This window comes from Lentzea chajnantorensis, from assembly GCF_054300775.1.
This window is the reverse complement of sequence record NZ_JBSDZT010000002.1, coordinates 5,141,504-5,158,273: the sequence shown is the minus strand read 5'-3', so window position 1 is coordinate 5,158,273 and position 16,770 is coordinate 5,141,504. Positions and strand designations below refer to the sequence as shown.

The following is a 16,770-nucleotide window of genomic DNA, read 5'->3' as shown; positions in this document are numbered from 1 at the left end:
CGGGCAGCGGCCCCGCACCGTTGCGGGACCGCTCCCCCGCCTGGCGTCAGTTGCCCAGGCGCTTGGTGCCGTACCGGGAGATCCAGTCGTTGCCGCCGACGTTCATGTCCGCCAGCACCTCGACGGAGTCACGCGTCGCCTCCAGGCTCATGGAGCCCTGGTCGGAGCCGGCCAGCTCGTAGGTCCACGTCTGCCCGACCGGGATGGTGCGGTCGGCCAGCGGCACGTCGTGGAAGCCGAACCGGATGATGTAGTGCGACTCGCCGTTGCCGCGGGGAACCTCGACGTAGTCCTGCTGCGGGTGTCCGTACTGGATGGACGCCCGGTAGTGGTGGTCGACGGAGCCCGAGGGAGCGCGGAACTTCAGCACCAGGCAGTCGGTGTGCACCGGTGCGCCTCCGGTGTTGGTGAAGATCAGCTTGCGGCTGCCGTAGGAGGTGCCGCCTTCGAGCTGCACCTTGACCGACAGGCCGACGTTGCTCGTGAAGGCGGTGTTGAGCGGCTCGTCCAGGACCGGGTTGCGGCTCGGTACGGCGTAGTCCGTGCCGCGGCGGCACCGCTCCAGGGGTGAGCCGTCCACGGAGGAGGGACCATCCGGGTACTGCTGACCGTGGGCCGCCGGTCCCGCGCTCACAGGCGAGGTGACGGCGACGACGTTCGCGCTCGCGGACAGCGAGGACACGACGAACGCCGCGGACAACGCGAGGCCGGCGGCCCCGGTTGCGGATAACGCCGTCTTGGCCGACTTCTTCATGGGTGTGCCTCCGTCAGAATCGGAAGGAAACACCCGGGGGAAATGTGTCCCGCCGGGGCCGAAACACCGTGGCGGCGGCTTCTTCAGGTTAGTTAAACGATCTTTTTGCTGTCAACATCGAATATGAAACTGCCCGATCAGTCCACTGTCGATGTTCTTTTCTGAGCTTTACGAGGGAAGCGTTGTTCCAGGCACGCTCACTCGGCGATCCTCCAATCAGGGACGGATCGCTTGTCGAGTGTGCGGAACAGGGCGGTGGCCACCGGACTGGTGTGCCGGCGACCACCGTGCGGATCGTCAGGTGGTGAGAGTCCATTTCTGGCTGTTCCAGGTGCCGCAGTCCCAGAGGTGCAGGCGGGCGCCGTTGGCCGTGCTCTGGCCCTCGACGTCGAGGCAGCGACCGGACTTGAGGTTCTTCAGCGTGCCGCCTGACTGGAAGGCCCACTTCTGGCTGTCCCAGGTGCCGCAGTCCCACAGGTGGGCCTTGGTGCCGTTGGCGGTGGCGCCGCCTTCGACGTCCAGGCACTTGCCGCCGGACTTCAGCTGCTGCCCCTCGATCACCCAGGCCATGGTGAGCGTGTCAGCGCAGGTCCACTGCTGGATGGCGGTGCCGTTCGCGATGCCTCCGCCCGCGCGGTCGATGCACTGGGCGGTCGCTCCGTTGACGATCCTGCCGCCGGTGGCCGGATCCGGGCCCGGGTTGTTGCCGCCGGGGCCCCAGGCGTTCCAGTTGTCCCAGGTCTCGGCGTCGAAGCCGATCCGGCCGAGCTTGTCCGCGGCCCAGTTGGAGCCGGCCTTGTCGATGACGGTGCCGCCGACGGTGTAGTTCTCCAGCTTCAGGCCGCGGCTGTCGCGCGCCTCGTTGCCCAGGGTGACCTTCTGCCCGCTGCTGTTGCTGTACCGCTTGAGCAGGCTGACCTGGGAGGAGGGGTCCAGCTGGCTCCAGGCGCCGATCTTGAGGTTCTTGATGTGGATGTTCTCGGTGCTCGACAGGGCGAAGACGCGGATCGCGCAGTTGGTCATGCCTTCGACGGTGATGTTCTCGAAGGTCATGTTCTTCACCGACGTGCCGGGGTCAGCCGTGGTGGTCGAGCCCATGTTCTCCCAGTGCGAGGACGAGTTGAGGATGCAGGTGTTGTACTTGACGTCCTTCCAGTACATCCGGTTGTGGATGACGTGGGTGTTGCTGACCCGGACGTTGTCGATGTTGCGCGGAGTCCATCCCCACTGGATGACGGGGCCGTTCTCGTTCTTCCAGATGACGGTGTTATCGATGGTGACGTCGCTGTGGTACATCTTCAGCACGTCGTCGTTGGCGTTGAAGAACGTGTTCTTCATGGTGCTGCCGCGGTAGAGCTCGATGCCGTCGGTCTGCCAGTACCAGGAGCCGACCTGCTTGTAGTTCTCGACCCGCATGCTGAAGGTCTGCTCGTCCCCGTACACGACGAACGAGTGGTAGGGCGGCTCGTTGATGGTCACGCCCTGCAGGTCCAGGTGTTGCTGCCGCCCCTGCGCCGAGGCGAACTGCAGCATCTTCACGCAGGTGGAGTGGCAGTTGGACGCACCCGAGAGGTGGTCGTAGTTGTTGGCGGTGTCGGCCTCGTAGACGTACTGCTCACCGGAGAGCACGCCGTAGCCGGTCACCTTGTACAGGCCCTGGCTGTCGTCGGGGAATCGGATGGCGCCCTTCACGTAGGCCCCTGGCGCCAGGTAGACCCACTTGACCTGCTTGGGCAGCAGCGCGTGGTACTTCGAGGTCATGTAGTAGGTGCCGGGCCGGAAGTACACGATCTCCTCGCTGATCGTGTTCAGGTTGGTGACCTGCCCCTGCGGCGGGTAGTAGGTGCTCCCCGAGGCCGCGGTGGGGATCAGCCGGTCCCGCTCCGCCCCGGCGGGTGCCGGCTCGGCGAAGATCATCATGGAGTTGCGGGGCTCGGTGTGGATGGCGCGGTTGCCGCCACCGGACTCGGTGGTGAGCTTGCCGGCGTCGGTGGCCGGCCCCGACATGTCGTTGTACGCGGTGTACAGCTGCGGATCGAACTCGACGGAGAAGCGGTGACCCGCCGTGCTGTAGGGGACCTTGATGCGCACGGTGTCGCTGTCGACGAGCTGCTTGGCGAAGTCCAGGCTGCTCGGCTTGATCTTGACCTGGTCGGCTGAGGAGATGGTCTGGCCCGTACGCAGGGAGACGTCGACCCACACGTCGGTGGCGTACTGGAAGGACGACCAGCTCATCGTCAGGTTCGCCGCCGAGGAGAACTCGGCGCCGTCTTCCTTGGTGTAGCCGATCTTGCCCTTCCCGCTGCGCGCGATGCTCATGTACGGGAACGAGTCGTACTTGGTCGCGGGCGCCACGGCGGTGGCGACCTGGACGTCGTAGAACGACGAGCGCCTGACCTTGTCACCGGCCACCGGGCTGCTGGTGTTGAACTCGTGGTTGTCGTGCCACCACGTCTTGAGCTGCTCGCTGTCGGCGGTGGAGACGGCGGCGGCCTGGGCCGGGGGCGTCCCCGTGCTCGCCCCGGTCGGCGCGACGACGCCGATCAGGGCGAGCACCAGACCGGCGGCAAATGCCACCGGTCGGCTCATTCTTGCTGCGGGCATGGCGAATTCCTCTTCTCATCGTTGGGAAGGGGCACGTCATTCCGGATTCACCGGTGACGCAGAAGCGCAGACGTCACAGAACAAGAAGTCCGGAGGTTTCAGGCGCAGTGCGCGCGAAGCGCTTCCTTTTCAGGCTAGTGGTCCCGCGTTTTCCTTGTCAATAAAAGAATTCACGCCGGACATGACTCGTCGTCCTTCAGGGAATGAGCGCAGGAAAACGTGCGCGGACCACGGCTCCATGGCGACCCGGCCATTGATGACGGATGGTTCTGCGACGTTGGACAGCACCAGGTCGGCGGCGGACCATTCGTCGTTCAGGGTGGCGGTTTGCGGTGTGCCGCTGAGGTTGGCCACGACGAGCAGGCGGTCGTCGTGGAGGGAACGTTCATAGGCGTAGAGGTGGGGCTCGTCGGCCAGGAGCATCCGGAAGTCGCCCAGGGCCACGACCGGGAGCGAGTGGCGCAGCTCGATGAGCCGGCGGTAGTGGTGGAAGACGGAGTCAGGGTCGTCGTACTGGGCTCGGGCGTTGAGCCAGGTGTGGTTGGGGTTGACCGTGATCCACGGTTCACCGGTGGTGAACCCGGCCTGGGCAGTCGGGTCCCACTGCATGGGGGTGCGGGCGTTATCGCGCCCCATCGCGCGCAGGCCGCGCAACACCGATTCCGGTTCGCCGCCCGCGGCGACGGTCTCGGCGTAGTGGTTGAGCGACTCGACATCGCGCATCTCGTGCACGCCGGCGAACGGCGCGTTGGTCATGCCCAGCTCTTCGCCCTGGTAGATGAACGGCGTGCCGCGATGCAGGTGCAGCACGGTCGCGAGCGCGGTGGCCGATTCGCGCCAGTACCTGTCGTCGTCGCCGAAGCGGGACACCACGCGGGGCTGGTCGTGGTTGTTCCAGTACAGGCTGTTCCAGCCGACCTCGCCCAGCGCGGTCTGCCAGCGGCCCAGCGAGGCTTTGAGGTCGCGCAGGTCCAGCGGCTTGGGGTCGAACTTCCCACCGGGGCCGTGGTCGAGGGAGACGTGCTCGAACTGGAACACCATGTCGAGCTCGCGCCGTCGCTGGTCGGTGAACAGCCGGGCGTCCTTCCAGGTGACGCCGGGCATCTCCCCCACGGTCAGCAGCTGGTTCGTCCGGCCCTCGAAGACCTCGCGGTGCATCTCCTGGAGGAACTCGTGTATGCGCGGTCCCGTGCCGTAGTGGGGGAATCCGTCCCCGCGTCCGCTGGTGCCGGTGGTGGCACCGTCGGGCAGGGCGGGGTCCTTGGAGATCAGGTTGATGACGTCCATGCGGAAGCCGTCCACGCCCCGGTCCAGCCACCAGCGCATCATCTCGTACACGGCCTGGCGGACTTCGGGGTTCTCCCAGTTGAGGTCGGGCTGCTTGGGGGCGAACAGGTGCAGGTAGTACTCGCCGGTGCCCTCGTCGAGTGTCCAGGTCGGTCCGGAGAAGAACGACTCCCAGTTGGTGGGTTCGGCTCCCGGCTGCCCGGCTTCGAAACCCTCACGCGGCGGACGCCACCAGTACCAGTCACGTTTCGGGTTGTCCTGGGAAGAGCGGGACTCCACGAACCAGGGATGCTCGTCGGAGGTGTGGTTGACCACCAGGTCCATCACCAGCTTCATGTCCCGCGCGTGCACTTCGGCGAGCAGGCGGTCGAAGTCCTCCAGCGTGCCGAATGCCGGGTCGATCGCCTGGTAGTCGGAGATGTCGTAGCCGTTGTCGGCGTGCGGCGAGGCGTACACCGGGGACAGCCAGACCACGTCGACGCCGAGCCGGTGCAGGTGGTCGAGCCGGGTGATCAGGCCGGGCAGATCGCCGATGCCGTCGCCGTTGGAGTCGGCGAAGCTGCGCGGGTAGACCTGGTAGACCACGGCCGAGGTCCACCACGGTGCGGTGGCCAGGGTGGGGGTGACCGTCTGGTCGAGAGTCATGGACGTCCTTCGTGGGGTGTTCATTTGACCGCGCCGAGGTTCACTCCGCGCATGAGCGTGCGTTGGAAGAGCAGGAAGAACACCAGCGCGGGCAGGATGCCCGCCAGTGACGCGGCGGCCAGGGCGGTGGGGTCGCTGGTGTACTGGCCGCTGAGCGCGCCGAGCGCGACCGACACGGTCTGGTTGTCCGCGGAGGGCAGCAGCACCAGGGGCAGGAAGAAGTCGTTCCAGGTCCAGATGAAGAAGAACGTCATCAGCACCGCCATCGTCGGCCTGGTCAGCGGCAGCACCACGAGCCGGAGCACCTGCAGGCGGGTGGCGCCGTCGAGCCGGGCTGCTTCGAGCACCTCGGGCGGGAAGGTGCCCAGCACCGAGGACAGCATGTAGGTGCCGAACGCGCTCTGCAGCACGGCCAGGATGATGACGACGCCGGCCATCGTGTCGTAGAGCCCGAGGTCGCGGGTGAGCACGAACAGCGGGTAGACCAGGGCTTCCTGCGGGATGGTGAACGCGAGCATGAACAGCGCGAGGATCCACACCCGGCCGCGGATGCGGCCGATGCCGATGGCGAACGCGGACAGCAGGCTCAGCGTCACCGCGATCAGGGCCACGCTGCCGCTGATCACGACGCTGTTGAGCAGCTTGCGGTTGAAGTCCACACCGCCCCAGAAGTCGACCAGGGCGGAGAAGTCCAGTTCGGTGGGCAGCGAGACCGGCCCGTTGGCGATGTAGTCGGGTGCGGGTTTGAACGCGTTGATGATCGCGATCCAGAACGGGAACAGCATCAGCAGGCCGATCCCGGCGACCACGGCGAGCACCACCCAGCCGCTGACGCCGCGCTTGCGGCGCTTGACCCGGCGGCGCACCGGTGGCGCGGGCGGGATCGTCATGGTCACGGCGGCCGGCTTTTCCAGGCTATCGACGGCCATCTTCGAACCCTTCGGAGTTGCGGGTCTGGTAGCGCAACAGCGCGACCGCGACGACCGAGATCATCAGCGCCAGCACGGATGCCACCGCGGCGCCGTAGCCGACCTTGGTGGTGGTGAAGAAGTTGGAGAACGAGAAGTAGGCGGGCACGATCGTGCTGGTGCCGGGTCCACCGCGGGTGAGCACGTAGATCGGCGCGAACACCTTGAGCGCCGCCACCGAGGTGGTGATCAGCACGACCGCGATCTCCGGGCGCAGCTGGTTGAGCGTGATGGTGCGGAACTGCTGCAGCCAGGTCGCTCCGTCGAGCTCGGCGGCCTCGTACAGCGCGGGGTCGACGCGGGAGAGCCCGGCCATGAACACCACGACCGTGTAGCCGACCTGCAACCAGACCAGCACGTTCATCACGGCGTAGAGGGCGAGGCCGGAGTCGCCGAGCCAGTTGTGCGCCAGGCCGCCGAGGCCGAGGTCGCGCAGGGTGGTGTTGATGATCCCGTACTGCGGTTGGTACATCCACTTCCACAGCACGCCCGCGACCGCGATCGGCAGGATCTGCGGCAGGTAGTAGGTGGCGCGCAGGAAGCTCGCCACCTTCGTCCCGAACTTCGGTGAGATGTAGTTGAACAGCACCGCCGCGACCAGCACGCCGATGGCGGTCGGGAGGATCGCCATGGCCACGATGAACGCCACGCTGTGCCGGAAAGACGCCCAGAACAGCGGGTCGCCCAGCAGCCGCTGGTAGTTCTCGAACCCGATGAACACCGGGTCGCCGACGCCTCGGAAGGAGGTGAGGCTGTACCAGAGGTTCATCCCGAACGGCACGGCGACGACGGCCAGGAACCCGGCCGCGCCCGGCAGGACGTACCACCAGTAGCCGCCCCGGCGTTCGGACGTTGCCTTGCGTGCCCGGCGGGGCGCGCTGATGTGCGTGGACATGGCGATCCTTTCGGCCCGGCCGGTTTCTAGGCGGCCGGCTTGCCGGCGTCGTAGGCGGCCTTGATCGCCTGGACCACCTGCTGCGGACTGGCGTCACCGCCGACGAGGTTGGTGGTGTTGGCGACCAGGACGTCGTTGAGCCCGGCCACGGGGAAGTCCGGGTACAGGGCCAACCCGCCGTCGTCGCCGGAGAGCAGCTCGGTGAACCGGTCGCCGACCAGCAGACCCATCGCCGAGCTCGCCGCCCCCGGCTCGGCGGCGACCGGCACGCCACCCTTGTCGGCCAGCAGGTTCTGCACCTCGGGCCGCTGCGTGATCTGCAGGAAGTCGTAGGCGAGGTCCTTGTTCTTCGCCTTCGCGGGCACGACCCACAGGTTCCCTCCGGAGCCGGGGTGCAGCTTGTTGCCTGGGAACAGGAACTGGCCGGTCTTGAACTTGGGCTGCTCGGCGATCTGCCCGGCCCACCAGGTGCCGGAGACGAACATGGGGTACTGGCCGGCGATGAACGCGTTGCCCGCGTCCTGCGCGGGGATGCCGGTGGAGTCGGTGCTGATGTACTTCTTGTCCACCCACTGGCGCATGGTCGTGGCGGCCTTCTCCCAGGCCGACCAGTCGACCTCACCCTTGAACCGCTGGTAGGCAGCCAGGGACTGCTCGTTCATGTGCGAGAGCGCGAGCGAGTACAGCAGGTGCGGGCCGGGATAGTCGGCCGAGCCGAGCGCGAGCGGCGTGACGCCCTTGTCGGCGAAGGTCTTCAGCGCCTTCTCGAACTCGGCCATGTTCGTCGGCACCTGCACGTCGTGCTGGGCGAACAGGTCCTGGTTGTACCAGACGCCGACGTACTCGCCGTAGTTCGTGATGCCGTAGCGCTTGCCCGAGCCCATCAACCCGTTGTCGTCGTAGAGGCCGACGTCTTGGGCGGAGTTGTCCAGCTTCCAGCCCCGGGTCTGGGAGACCTCGGTCAGGTCGGTGAGCAGGCCCGCCTTGGCCACGACGCCGGCGGTGGCGTTGCCCTTGAGGTACTCCAGCACGTCGGGGGTGTCGTTCGAGTCGAGGATGAGCTGCCCGGACTGCTGCATCTGCTCGTAGGTCTTCAGCTCCTGCTTGACGGTGACGCCGGGGTGCTCCCTCTCGAAGATCGAGACGGCCTGCTTCCAGGCCATCGACAGCGCGCTGTCGTCGGTCTCCCACCACCACACCTTGAGCGTGCTCGGGTCACCGGAGTCACCCCCGCTCGAACACCCGGTCATCACCAGCGCCAAGGCGGTGGCCACTGCGGTGACCAGCCTCAAGGGGTGCTTGTGCATCTCGATCCTCCAGAGTCGCGACGGCGGCGTCGCCTACCGGGGTTTTCTTTGTCGCAACATTAAGGGCGACCTGACTGTAACCCGTCAACCCGCAGCTAGTCACGTTTTTGTCACGCAGGAGGTCTTGTCAGGGAGTTTTGCGGCGATACTATTGCGGCTCGGTTACCCCCGACCCCCGACGAGGAGCGCACGGTGCTCGACGCCGCATCGCCCTGGGCACCCCTGTTGCCCTCCGCCCGCCGCGTGACGCTGGAGGTGCTGCTCCACGGCCCACTGGCCCGCTCGGAGCTGGCGGACCGGCTGGGCCTGTCGACGGCGAGCCTGACGCGGCTGACCAAGCCGTTGATGGACGTCGGCCTGCTGCGCGAGGTGGAGACACCGAACCTGCGCGGCGGCGGACGACCGCTGCAACCCCTCGACGTCGACCCGGACGTGCAGCGGTTCATCGGCATCAAGCTCGCGGGCTTCCGCGCCTACGGCGTGCTGACGAACCTGCGCGCGGACATCCTCGACAGCGCCGCCGTCGAGATCACCGACCACAGCCCGGAAGCGGTCGTGGCCAAGATCGCCGAGCTGGTCGCCGCACTGGACAACCCGGCACGCCCGGTCACCGCGATCGGCATCGGCATCGGTGCCGTCGTCCGCGACTTCACCCACGTGCAGCGGGCGGTGTTCCTGCACTGGGGTGAGGTCGACCTCGGCGCGGCGGTCGCCGCGGCCACCGGCAGGCCGACCGTGGTGTCCAACGACCTGGACGCCCTGCTGGAGGCCGAACACTGGTTCGGCGACGGCAAGGACGTGCGGAGCTTCGCCGTGCTCACCATCGGCGCCGGTGTCGGTGGCGGGCTCGTGATCCACGACCACCTCGTCAGCGGCCCGGACTCCGGGCTGGGCCTGCTCGGGCACTTCCCCGTCGACCCGCTCGGCCCGTCCTGCCCGGAAGGGCACCGCGGCTGCGTGAAGGCCCTGCTCACCACGGACGCCATCCGGTCGCAGGCCGCCCTGACCCTGGGCCGGCCCGTCACCTACGACGAGGTCCTCGACCTCGCCGAAGCCGGCAACCCGGTCGCCGACCAGATCGTCGGCCGGGCCGCGCACGCGTTCGGCACGCTGATCGCGGCCGTCGCCAACATCGCCCAGCCCGAGCGGGTCATCCTCACCGGCGAGGGCATCCGCCTCGCCCAGGTCGCCGAGTCGCGCGTGCGCGCGGGCATCGCCCAAGCCCGCCACGCCGAAGCCTCACCGATCGACCTGCGGTTCATCAACGACGACCCGACGCTCTGGGCCCGCGGCGCCGCCGCCGTGGCCATCCAGCGCACCGTGCTCGCCACCCCGTCCCAGCGAACCCCCTGACCGCGGCATCGGCAGCCGCGGCGGTCGTTTCCAAGGCTTGGTGGCCCCTCACATCATCCCACCGGCGTGCGATGCGCTCTGGCAGGTGAACCGGTCCGAAGCCGGCTTACCGCCCGTGGCGGCGCCGGTGTCTCCAGAAGGATTCCGGGACACGAAGGCATGGCCGGTCCGATGCCGTATTGGATTCGACGGTGGCGGTTGCTTGCATCAGATCGAGGTCCGATTCGGATGGAGGCGTGTTCGACGATGGTGAACGCGAAGCAGGACAACGCACATGATCGGCAGCACAACAGGAAGTTGTTGGTCAGCGTGTTCGATCCGCAGGAGGCGCGGGAGGCGGTGCTGGGTGGTGCGCGGATCGTGGACAGCGAGGATCCGCGCAGCGCGCTGGGCAACATCAAGCCGCAGGCCATCATGGACATCTCCGACGCGGTGCTGAACTACACGCGTGATCAGGAGGTGCAGCTGAGCACCAACATCGGCGAGGACCAGCTGCTGTTCCGGCGCACCGACAGCGGACACGCGGTGGAGAAGTCGCCGTACGAGATCGCGGGCAAGGCGTCCCAGGCGGCGCTGGGGGTGGCGGTGTCGATGGGCACCAGGGTGCACCCGTGCAACATCATCAAGGTGGGCCTGGACGGGATGCACCTGCCGGTCCTCAAGGACGTGCTGACCGAGGTGGTGCGCACGCTCAACCGCACCGAGCAGTTCAGCCACAGCCAGGTGATGTCGGTGCTGTTCGCACAGGACCTGGTGCTGTGGCGGGAACGCCGGGACAATCCGCTGGTGGTGCGCGAACTGGTGGCACTGCGGGAGTTCTCCCCCGTCACGGCGGACTCACCGGTCGAGGGCACGATCGATCTGCTGGACTACCACCAGTACCTGACCGGTCCCGACGGCGGGCCGCTGTTCCCGCAACGGCCCGACCTGGAGCAGCTGATCGAGGCCGGTGTGCTGCCGGAGTGGTCGGACACCACCAGGGTGAAGATCAACGAGCCGTTCCCGCACTCGGAGTTCGGCATCACCCCGGCCGAGCGGACCGACCGGGAAGCGATCAAGAACATGGTCGACGCGACCGCGGACGCCGGGGCCGACGGCATCATGCTCGACACCAGCATCCTGTTCAAGGTGGCCAGGGTCGGCCTGGTCGACACCACCGAGCCCACCGGGGCAGACGTTTCCTCCATTGTGGACTTCAACCGGTACGACGTCACCGGCACCGGGCCGGAGGCCTTGGTGCGCAAGGGCATCCTGCCGTTGGAGGACATCAGGTTCTTCGTCGACTACTGCCACTACCGCGGGGTCGAGGCCAACCTGGCCGGGTCGTTGCAGAGCCACCAGGCTCAGCAGCTGTGGCGACTGGTGCCCGAGATCGACCAGGTGTCCACGCGCGGCGGCGGGTCGGCGATCCTGCTCGACCCCTCCCAGCCGCCCGCCGAGGACGATCCGGTGGCCTCGCGACGCGACCAGGTGATGATGCGCCAACTCGTGCGCGGTCTGGTTCCCCCCGAGCAGGGCGGCTACGTGTGCCTGCCGGAGAAGATGCGGTCGGTCGACGGTGTGGACGAGGCCGTGGCCCGGCTGCGGCAGAACTTCCCCGACATCACGTCGGTGTTCTGGGCCGACCCCTACGGCCGGTTGACGCCGGTGCAGCCGCGAATCCCCGGAAGCGGCACCCTGACCGCGGTGCTGCGCCAGGCCGACCTCGGTGACGGCGAGCGTCCTGTCGAGGAGGTGGCGGCGCCGTGACCGGAACCACGATCCCCGCGTCGCTGCTGCGTGCCCAGGACGGCACCGCGGAGCCCGAGACCGAGACCGGGTATCCGGTGCCGGAGCGGCCGATCATGAAGTTCACCTGGCACACCGGCGCGTGGTTCGACGTGTTCGAGCTGCACACCGCGCTGATCAAGTCCGACCTGGCGCGCGCCCAGGCCGAGGGCCGCGTGGTGGTCTACCTCAGCTGCCCGATCAGCTCCCGCGGCGGCGGGTACTTCGCCACCAACGTCGACATCGCCAACCACACCGCCCGCAGGCTCACCGAGCAGTGGGGCGAACGGTTCTTCTTCCTCAACCCGGCCGCCTACCAGCTGGAGTCCCGCCAGGGCACAGGTCTGATCACCCGCCACATCGCGGCCTTGCAGGACAAGTACCCCGGCCTGACCCTGGAACAACTGCTGGCCCAGACCCATCCGACGGGCGGGGACTACATGCGCATGTGGTCCCGTGTGCTGATCGAGGACGACTACCTGGCCGACTCGGCCCGCAGGGACCTCAAGCTCGGCGGCGCGTTCGACGCCTACTACTTCCTCGGCCCCACCGACGCGCGGGAGTTCTTCTCGTTGCGCAGCGGCGGTGAATCGCTCACTGACCGGATGGAGGGCTACTTCGCCCGCCGCTACGCCACCGATCCGCAGTTCTACCTCGACTTCGCCACCGTCGACGACGGCACAGGCGGGCGCCGCCCGCTGGATCCGAGCCAGCCCCAGGACGCGGTGGTCTACGAGGCGCGGCGCCGGAGGTTCCTGGTCTACTACGGCACTCGGGTGAGCACCGCGTTCAGCCTGGGCGCCCACGACGAGTGGAACATCCACCACCGCCTCAACCAGGCCCGCCGCGGTGACCCCGCCTACGGTGTCGGTGAGGAGATGGCCGGGTTCTTCGACGGCCGCCCGTTCAGCCTCGCCGAGACCGAACAGCAGACCCTGCCCGGTTACGAGGTCCTCGACACCACCGCACGGGCGCGGTCGGTGCTGGACGGCGCGACTGCGCCCGTGCGGGCGCGCGCAGAGGTGGCGTGGCCGTACGGCACGCTGCCGGAGTTGGTGCTGCCGCGCGAGCCGCTCGAGTCCACCGCTCAGGCGACACGGTGAGAACGCCGGCGCTCGTTCTCGGCGCGGTTGTGGTGCTGTGCCCGGCCCCGGCCTCGGCCTTCGTCGGGGCTTCGGCAGGTCCGCTGCGGGCACCGGTGGTGGACGTGCACGACGTGCAGGGCGGCGGGCACCGGTCGCCGCTGACAGGACAGCGGGTGACCGTCAGGCGGGGCGTGGTCGTGGCCGGCGACGCCCGACGCGGGCTGTTCTGGCTGCACTCGCTCACCCCCGACGCCGATCCGGCCACCTCCGAGGCGGTCCAGGTCGCCGTCGACACACCCGTCCCGCGTGCCGGTGACCTGGTGCGGGTCGCCGGCGTCGTGCAGGAGCACCGCGACGGCGGCGACACCCCCGCCAACGCGAACCTGTCGGTGACCCGCATCGGCGGTCCGGCAGCGGTGGCCGTGGTGGGCCGTCACCCGGTGCCCGCACCCGTCCTGCTGGGCGGGTCCGGCCGGGTTCCCCCGCGGGAGGTGGTCAAGGACGACGTGGTCGGCGACGTCGAGCACAGCGCCGCGTTCGACCCCGACACCCAGGGCTTGGACTTCTACGAGTCGCTGGAGGGCATGCCCGTGCGGGTGGACGAGCCGGTCGCGGTGTCCCCGGCACTGGAGTTCTCCGGTGGCAGGCGGGTCACCGTCGTGGCCGACGACGGCGTGGACGCCTCGATCCTGGCCGATCGAGGCGCGCTGCCCGTGCGGGAGCACGACCCCAACCCGGAACGGCTCGGCCTGGTCTCCGGGCCCGTGTCCGACGCCATCCCCGCGGGCATCGACGTCGGCGACCGGCTCTCCCGGGCCTGCGGTGTCCTGGACTACCGTTACGGCGCCTACGAGATCGTGGCCACGTGCTCTTCGACCCGCCACCCAGCGGGCCTGGCCCGGGAGACCGCGCGGCCCGCGGTGGCCGACGAGCTGACGATCGCGACGTTCAACGTCGAGAACCTTTCGGTGGTGTCGCCGCCCGAGAAGTTCGCCGAGCTCGCGCGCACCATCACGACCCACCTCGCCTCGCCCGCGGTGGTCGTCGTCGAGGAGGTCCAGGACGACGACGGGCCGGCCGACACCGGCGTCATTACCGCCGGGCGCACCTGGCAGAGCCTCGTGGACGCGATCACCGCCGCCGGCGGCCCGCGCTACGCCTTCCGGCAGATCGACCCGCTCGACCACGCCGACGGCGGCGTGCCGGGTGGCAACATCCGGGTCGGGTTCCTCTTCCGCACCGACATCGGGCTGTCCTTCGTCGACCGCCCCGGCGGCACCGCGACCACACCGGTCCAGGTCGCGCCGGACGGCACGCTCACCGTCAGCCCCGGCCGCATCCAGCCCGAGCACCCCGCCTTCACCGACACCCGGAAGTCGCTGGCCGGGGAGTTCACCTTCCGCGGCACCCGCTTGGTCATCGTGGCCAACCACCTGAGCTCCCAGCGCGGCGACGACCCCACCTTCGGCCGCTTCCAGCCGCCCCGCACACCCAGCCGCGTCCCGCGCGGCGAGCAGACCGCCCTGCTGGGCGAGTTCGCCCGCCGGCTGCTGGACGGCAACCCGAACGCACGACTGGTGCTCGCGGGCGACTTCAACGACACCGAGTTCTCGCCACCGCTACGGGCGCTGCAGGACCTCGGTCTGACCGACCTGCCCGCCACCCTGCCCGAAGCGGAGCGCTACACCTACATCTACCAGGGCAACGCCCAAGTTCTCGACCACGTCCTGCTCAGCCCGAGCCTGGTCGCGGGCGGCTACGACTACGACATCGTCCACGTCAACGCCGAGTTCGCCGACCAGGTCAGCGACCACGACCCCCAGTTGGTCCGGCTCACGTTCCCGTGACCACGAGTCCCCACCGGTTGCGCCCGAGAGACGCCTGCGTCCCAAAACTTCGGAGGACTGAACCGATGGCTGACGAACTCGTCCTGCCCACCACCGGCACCCGCGTGCCGCCACTGCCCCGCGCCGGCATGAACGCCGAGGTGGAAGCGGCCTACGAGCTGAGCATCGCCACCTGGGGCATCCCCAGCAACCTGTTCCGCACCATGGCCCACCACCCCGCGCTGGCCATCACCGAGGTCCCGTACGCCAACTCGGTCATCTTCGACGCCGGCGTGCTCACCGAGATCCCCAACCCCGACACCGCACAGGGCGGCACCGTCCGCTACCCGACCTCGGGCTTCCTCGACCGGGTCACCAAGGAACTGGTCATCAACGTCGTCAGCCTGCTCAACCGCAGCCGCTACTCCATGACCCACCACACCGTCATCGGCTACAACACCCTGTCCGAACTTCTCCCCCACCCCGACCCCGACACCCGCGCCGAGCAGGCCGAGGCCATGCTGCTGCACCTGGTCGACGACCACGGCAACCCCACCTTCGACCGCCCCGGCGCACCGCCCTACACCGACCTGCACCTGGCGTGCCTGCGACTGGCCGCCGCCACCCGGGCCGACCCCCACGCCATCACCGACGACCAGGTCCGCGACACCCACCGCGTCCTGCGTGACCACGCCCCCGCCGCCATCACCGCCCACGGCCTCGACCAGTACCCCGGCACCGGCACCCCCGCCTACCACAACGCCTACGCCACCGGCATGCTCGTCGAACTGACCTGGCTCACCGTTCACTTCAGCGGCCTGCTCAACGTCTGGTTCACCGTCCTGCACACCTTCGACGAAGCCAGCGCCGCCGACGACGAAATCGACTTCATCACCGTCTACAACACCACCGTCCCCGCCGCCATCCGGCGCCGCAACAACGCCCTCCTCGGCGCCACGGGCTGGGGCGACCGGCCACTCAACGGAACCGGACCGGCGCCGGCGGTGTCCTCCGTCGAAGCGCTGACGCCGTGACCTCCCTCGGCCGCGACCGATTCGGCCTGCCCGACTCGCTGCAGGCGCGGGACGCGGCCGTGGTGAAGCGGTTCACGATCGACGTGGCCAACGGCGGGCTGTGACGGTCATGACTCGCCTCTGCCGCGACGAGGAAGCCGCTGTGCGGTCCGGCGGAAGCTGCGATTTCTGCGTCGATCTGATCAACGCAGGATTGGATCAGCGCCGCAGGGGTATGGAAGGGGCGCCGTAGCACGTGCGCGTGAACACGGTGGGCCGCTTTCGGGCGGGCCGGCCGGCTCCGGCGCGGGGACAGTTGAAACTGTGCAGCTTCCCCGCGCCGGTTCCGGTTCGCTCGCGCGGCCCGTTGGCCGTGGTTGTGTCGTGATCATTGCGTACCATGCCCTGACGACGTCAAGCAGCGGCGCCGTAGATCAGTTCCTCTGAGCTACGAGGTGCGGCGGCATGGCCGATGAGACGAACGCGTCCGAGACGTCCGCGGCCGAGCCGGGCGGCGGTAGTCGTCCTGATGCCCTGAGCAGACTCGACGAGACTGCCGAGGCGGTGACGGTGCTGCGGGACTACTTCACCGACGAGGAGCCGCTCGACAACGCGTTGCAGAGGCTGGCCGACACCGCGAGCAGGGCGATCCCGGATGCCGACTCGGTGACGGTGTCGCTGATGGATCCGGCGCGGCCGCGCACTGCCGCCTCCACGAGCCCCGAGTTGATCGAAGTCGACGAGAAGCAGTACGCCGCTGACCGGGGCCCGTGCCTGGAGTCCGCGCGCACCCTGCGGCCTGTGCGGGCTGTCGTCGGCGAGCACCTCGACGAGTGGCCGGAGTTCGAGGCAGCCGCCGCGGCGCACGCGATCCGCGCCTACCTGTCCGTGCCGGTGCTGCTGCCCTCCTCGAACTCCTCCGACGAAAAGCACCTCGGTTCACTCAACATCTACAGCCACACGGCCGCGGCCTTCGACCCCTTCGACGAAGGGCTCATGCGGCTGTTCACGACAGCCGCGTCGGTCACGATCGCCAGCGCCCAGCGCTGGCAACGCTCACGAGACCACATCGACAGCCTGGAGAAGGCCCTCGCCTCCCGGGCCGTCATCGACCAGGCCAAAGGTGTGCTGATGGCCGTGCACTCCTGCAGCGCCGACGAAGCCTTCACGATGCTCGTGCAGCGCTCGCAGCACGAGAACGTCAAACTCCGCGACGTAGCCAAGAACCTCCTCGACTCGGTCGCCGGTTCCTGAACGGTCGGCGCC

At 68.5% G+C, this 16,770-nt stretch carries 12 protein-coding genes; 6 read left to right on the top strand and 6 right to left on the bottom strand.

What is annotated here, in order from left to right; genetic code table 11:
• Positions 1–46: 46 nt before the first annotated feature.
• The 6 genes from ACVDFE_RS25465 to ACVDFE_RS25440 form a co-directional block, all read right to left on the bottom strand.
• Positions 47–754, bottom strand: a complete 708-nt coding sequence (locus tag ACVDFE_RS25465; protein WP_458432152.1) for a hypothetical protein — start codon at positions 752–754, stop codon at positions 47–49.
• 297 nt (positions 755–1,051) lie between these two features.
• Positions 1,052–3,358, bottom strand: a complete 2,307-nt coding sequence (locus ACVDFE_RS25460; protein WP_458432151.1) for a family 49 glycosyl hydrolase — start codon at positions 3,356–3,358, stop codon at positions 1,052–1,054.
• A 129-nt stretch (positions 3,359–3,487) separates the two neighbouring features.
• On the bottom strand, positions 3,488–5,290 hold the full coding sequence (locus ACVDFE_RS25455; protein ID WP_458432150.1) for a glycoside hydrolase family 13 protein: 1,803 nt from the start codon (positions 5,288–5,290) through the stop codon (positions 3,488–3,490).
• A 20-nt stretch (positions 5,291–5,310) separates the two neighbouring features.
• Entirely contained in the window at positions 5,311–6,219 is a 909-nt protein-coding gene (locus tag ACVDFE_RS25450) for a carbohydrate ABC transporter permease (RefSeq protein WP_458432149.1), read from the bottom strand.
• Positions 6,206–7,153, bottom strand: coding sequence for a carbohydrate ABC transporter permease (locus ACVDFE_RS25445; protein WP_360401952.1), 948 nt, complete (start codon positions 7,151–7,153; stop codon positions 6,206–6,208). Before ACVDFE_RS25445 ends, ACVDFE_RS25450 begins: the two co-directional genes overlap by 14 nt.
• Before the next feature lie 26 nt (positions 7,154–7,179).
• On the bottom strand, positions 7,180–8,460 hold the full coding sequence (locus ACVDFE_RS25440) for an ABC transporter substrate-binding protein (RefSeq protein ID WP_458432148.1): 1,281 nt from the start codon (positions 8,458–8,460) through the stop codon (positions 7,180–7,182).
• A 192-nt stretch (positions 8,461–8,652) separates the two neighbouring features.
• On the opposite strand from ACVDFE_RS25440, the gene ACVDFE_RS25435 reads away from it, so the two are divergent.
• The 6 genes from ACVDFE_RS25435 to ACVDFE_RS25410 all read left to right on the top strand — a co-directional run bounded on the left by ACVDFE_RS25435 (position 8,653) and on the right by ACVDFE_RS25410 (position 16,758).
• Complete coding sequence (locus tag ACVDFE_RS25435; protein WP_458432147.1) at positions 8,653–9,813, top strand: ROK family protein; 1,161 nt, start codon at positions 8,653–8,655, stop codon at positions 9,811–9,813.
• 309 nt (positions 9,814–10,122) lie between these two features.
• Positions 10,123–11,562: a (5-formylfuran-3-yl)methyl phosphate synthase gene (locus tag ACVDFE_RS25430; RefSeq protein ID WP_458432146.1), complete on the top strand. Its 1,440-nt coding sequence runs from the start codon at positions 10,123–10,125 to the stop codon at positions 11,560–11,562.
• Positions 11,559–12,683, top strand: a complete 1,125-nt coding sequence (locus ACVDFE_RS25425) for a hypothetical protein (RefSeq protein ID WP_458432145.1) — start codon at positions 11,559–11,561, stop codon at positions 12,681–12,683. The genes ACVDFE_RS25430 and ACVDFE_RS25425 overlap by 4 nt, the downstream gene beginning before the upstream one ends.
• The gene (locus tag ACVDFE_RS25420; RefSeq protein WP_458432144.1) at positions 12,680–14,512 is read left to right on the top strand and encodes an endonuclease/exonuclease/phosphatase family protein; all 1,833 of its coding nucleotides are present in this window, start codon (positions 12,680–12,682) and stop codon (positions 14,510–14,512) included. The genes ACVDFE_RS25425 and ACVDFE_RS25420 overlap by 4 nt, the downstream gene beginning before the upstream one ends.
• A gap of 65 nt (positions 14,513–14,577) precedes the next feature.
• Positions 14,578–15,525 carry a hypothetical protein gene (locus ACVDFE_RS25415; RefSeq protein WP_458432143.1) on the top strand — a complete coding sequence of 316 codons (948 nt, stop codon included), beginning with the start codon at positions 14,578–14,580 and terminating at the stop codon, positions 15,523–15,525.
• A gap of 444 nt (positions 15,526–15,969) precedes the next feature.
• Complete coding sequence (locus ACVDFE_RS25410) at positions 15,970–16,758, top strand: ANTAR domain-containing protein (protein WP_458432142.1); 789 nt, start codon at positions 15,970–15,972, stop codon at positions 16,756–16,758.
• Positions 16,759–16,770 lie beyond the last annotated feature (12 nt).

What these genes read in the sequence shown, in the direction of transcription:
- ACVDFE_RS25465 (WP_458432152.1), bottom strand. Translation starts at nt 754, where the DNA reads ATGAAGAAGTCGGCCAAGACGGCGTTATCCGCAACCGGGGCCGCCGGC.
- ACVDFE_RS25460 (WP_458432151.1), bottom strand. Translation starts at nt 3,358, where the DNA reads ATGCCCGCAGCAAGAATGAGCCGACCGGTGGCATTTGCCGCCGGTCTG.
- ACVDFE_RS25455 (WP_458432150.1), bottom strand. Translation starts at nt 5,290, where the DNA reads ATGACTCTCGACCAGACGGTCACCCCCACCCTGGCCACCGCACCGTGG.
- ACVDFE_RS25450 (WP_458432149.1), bottom strand. Translation starts at nt 6,219, where the DNA reads ATGGCCGTCGATAGCCTGGAAAAGCCGGCCGCCGTGACCATGACGATC.
- ACVDFE_RS25445 (WP_360401952.1), bottom strand. Translation starts at nt 7,153, where the DNA reads ATGTCCACGCACATCAGCGCGCCCCGCCGGGCACGCAAGGCAACGTCC.
- ACVDFE_RS25440 (WP_458432148.1), bottom strand. Translation starts at nt 8,460, where the DNA reads ATGCACAAGCACCCCTTGAGGCTGGTCACCGCAGTGGCCACCGCCTTG.
- ACVDFE_RS25415 (WP_458432143.1), top strand. Translation starts at nt 14,578, where the DNA reads ATGGCTGACGAACTCGTCCTGCCCACCACCGGCACCCGCGTGCCGCCA.
- ACVDFE_RS25410 (WP_458432142.1), top strand. Translation starts at nt 15,970, where the DNA reads ATGGCCGATGAGACGAACGCGTCCGAGACGTCCGCGGCCGAGCCGGGC.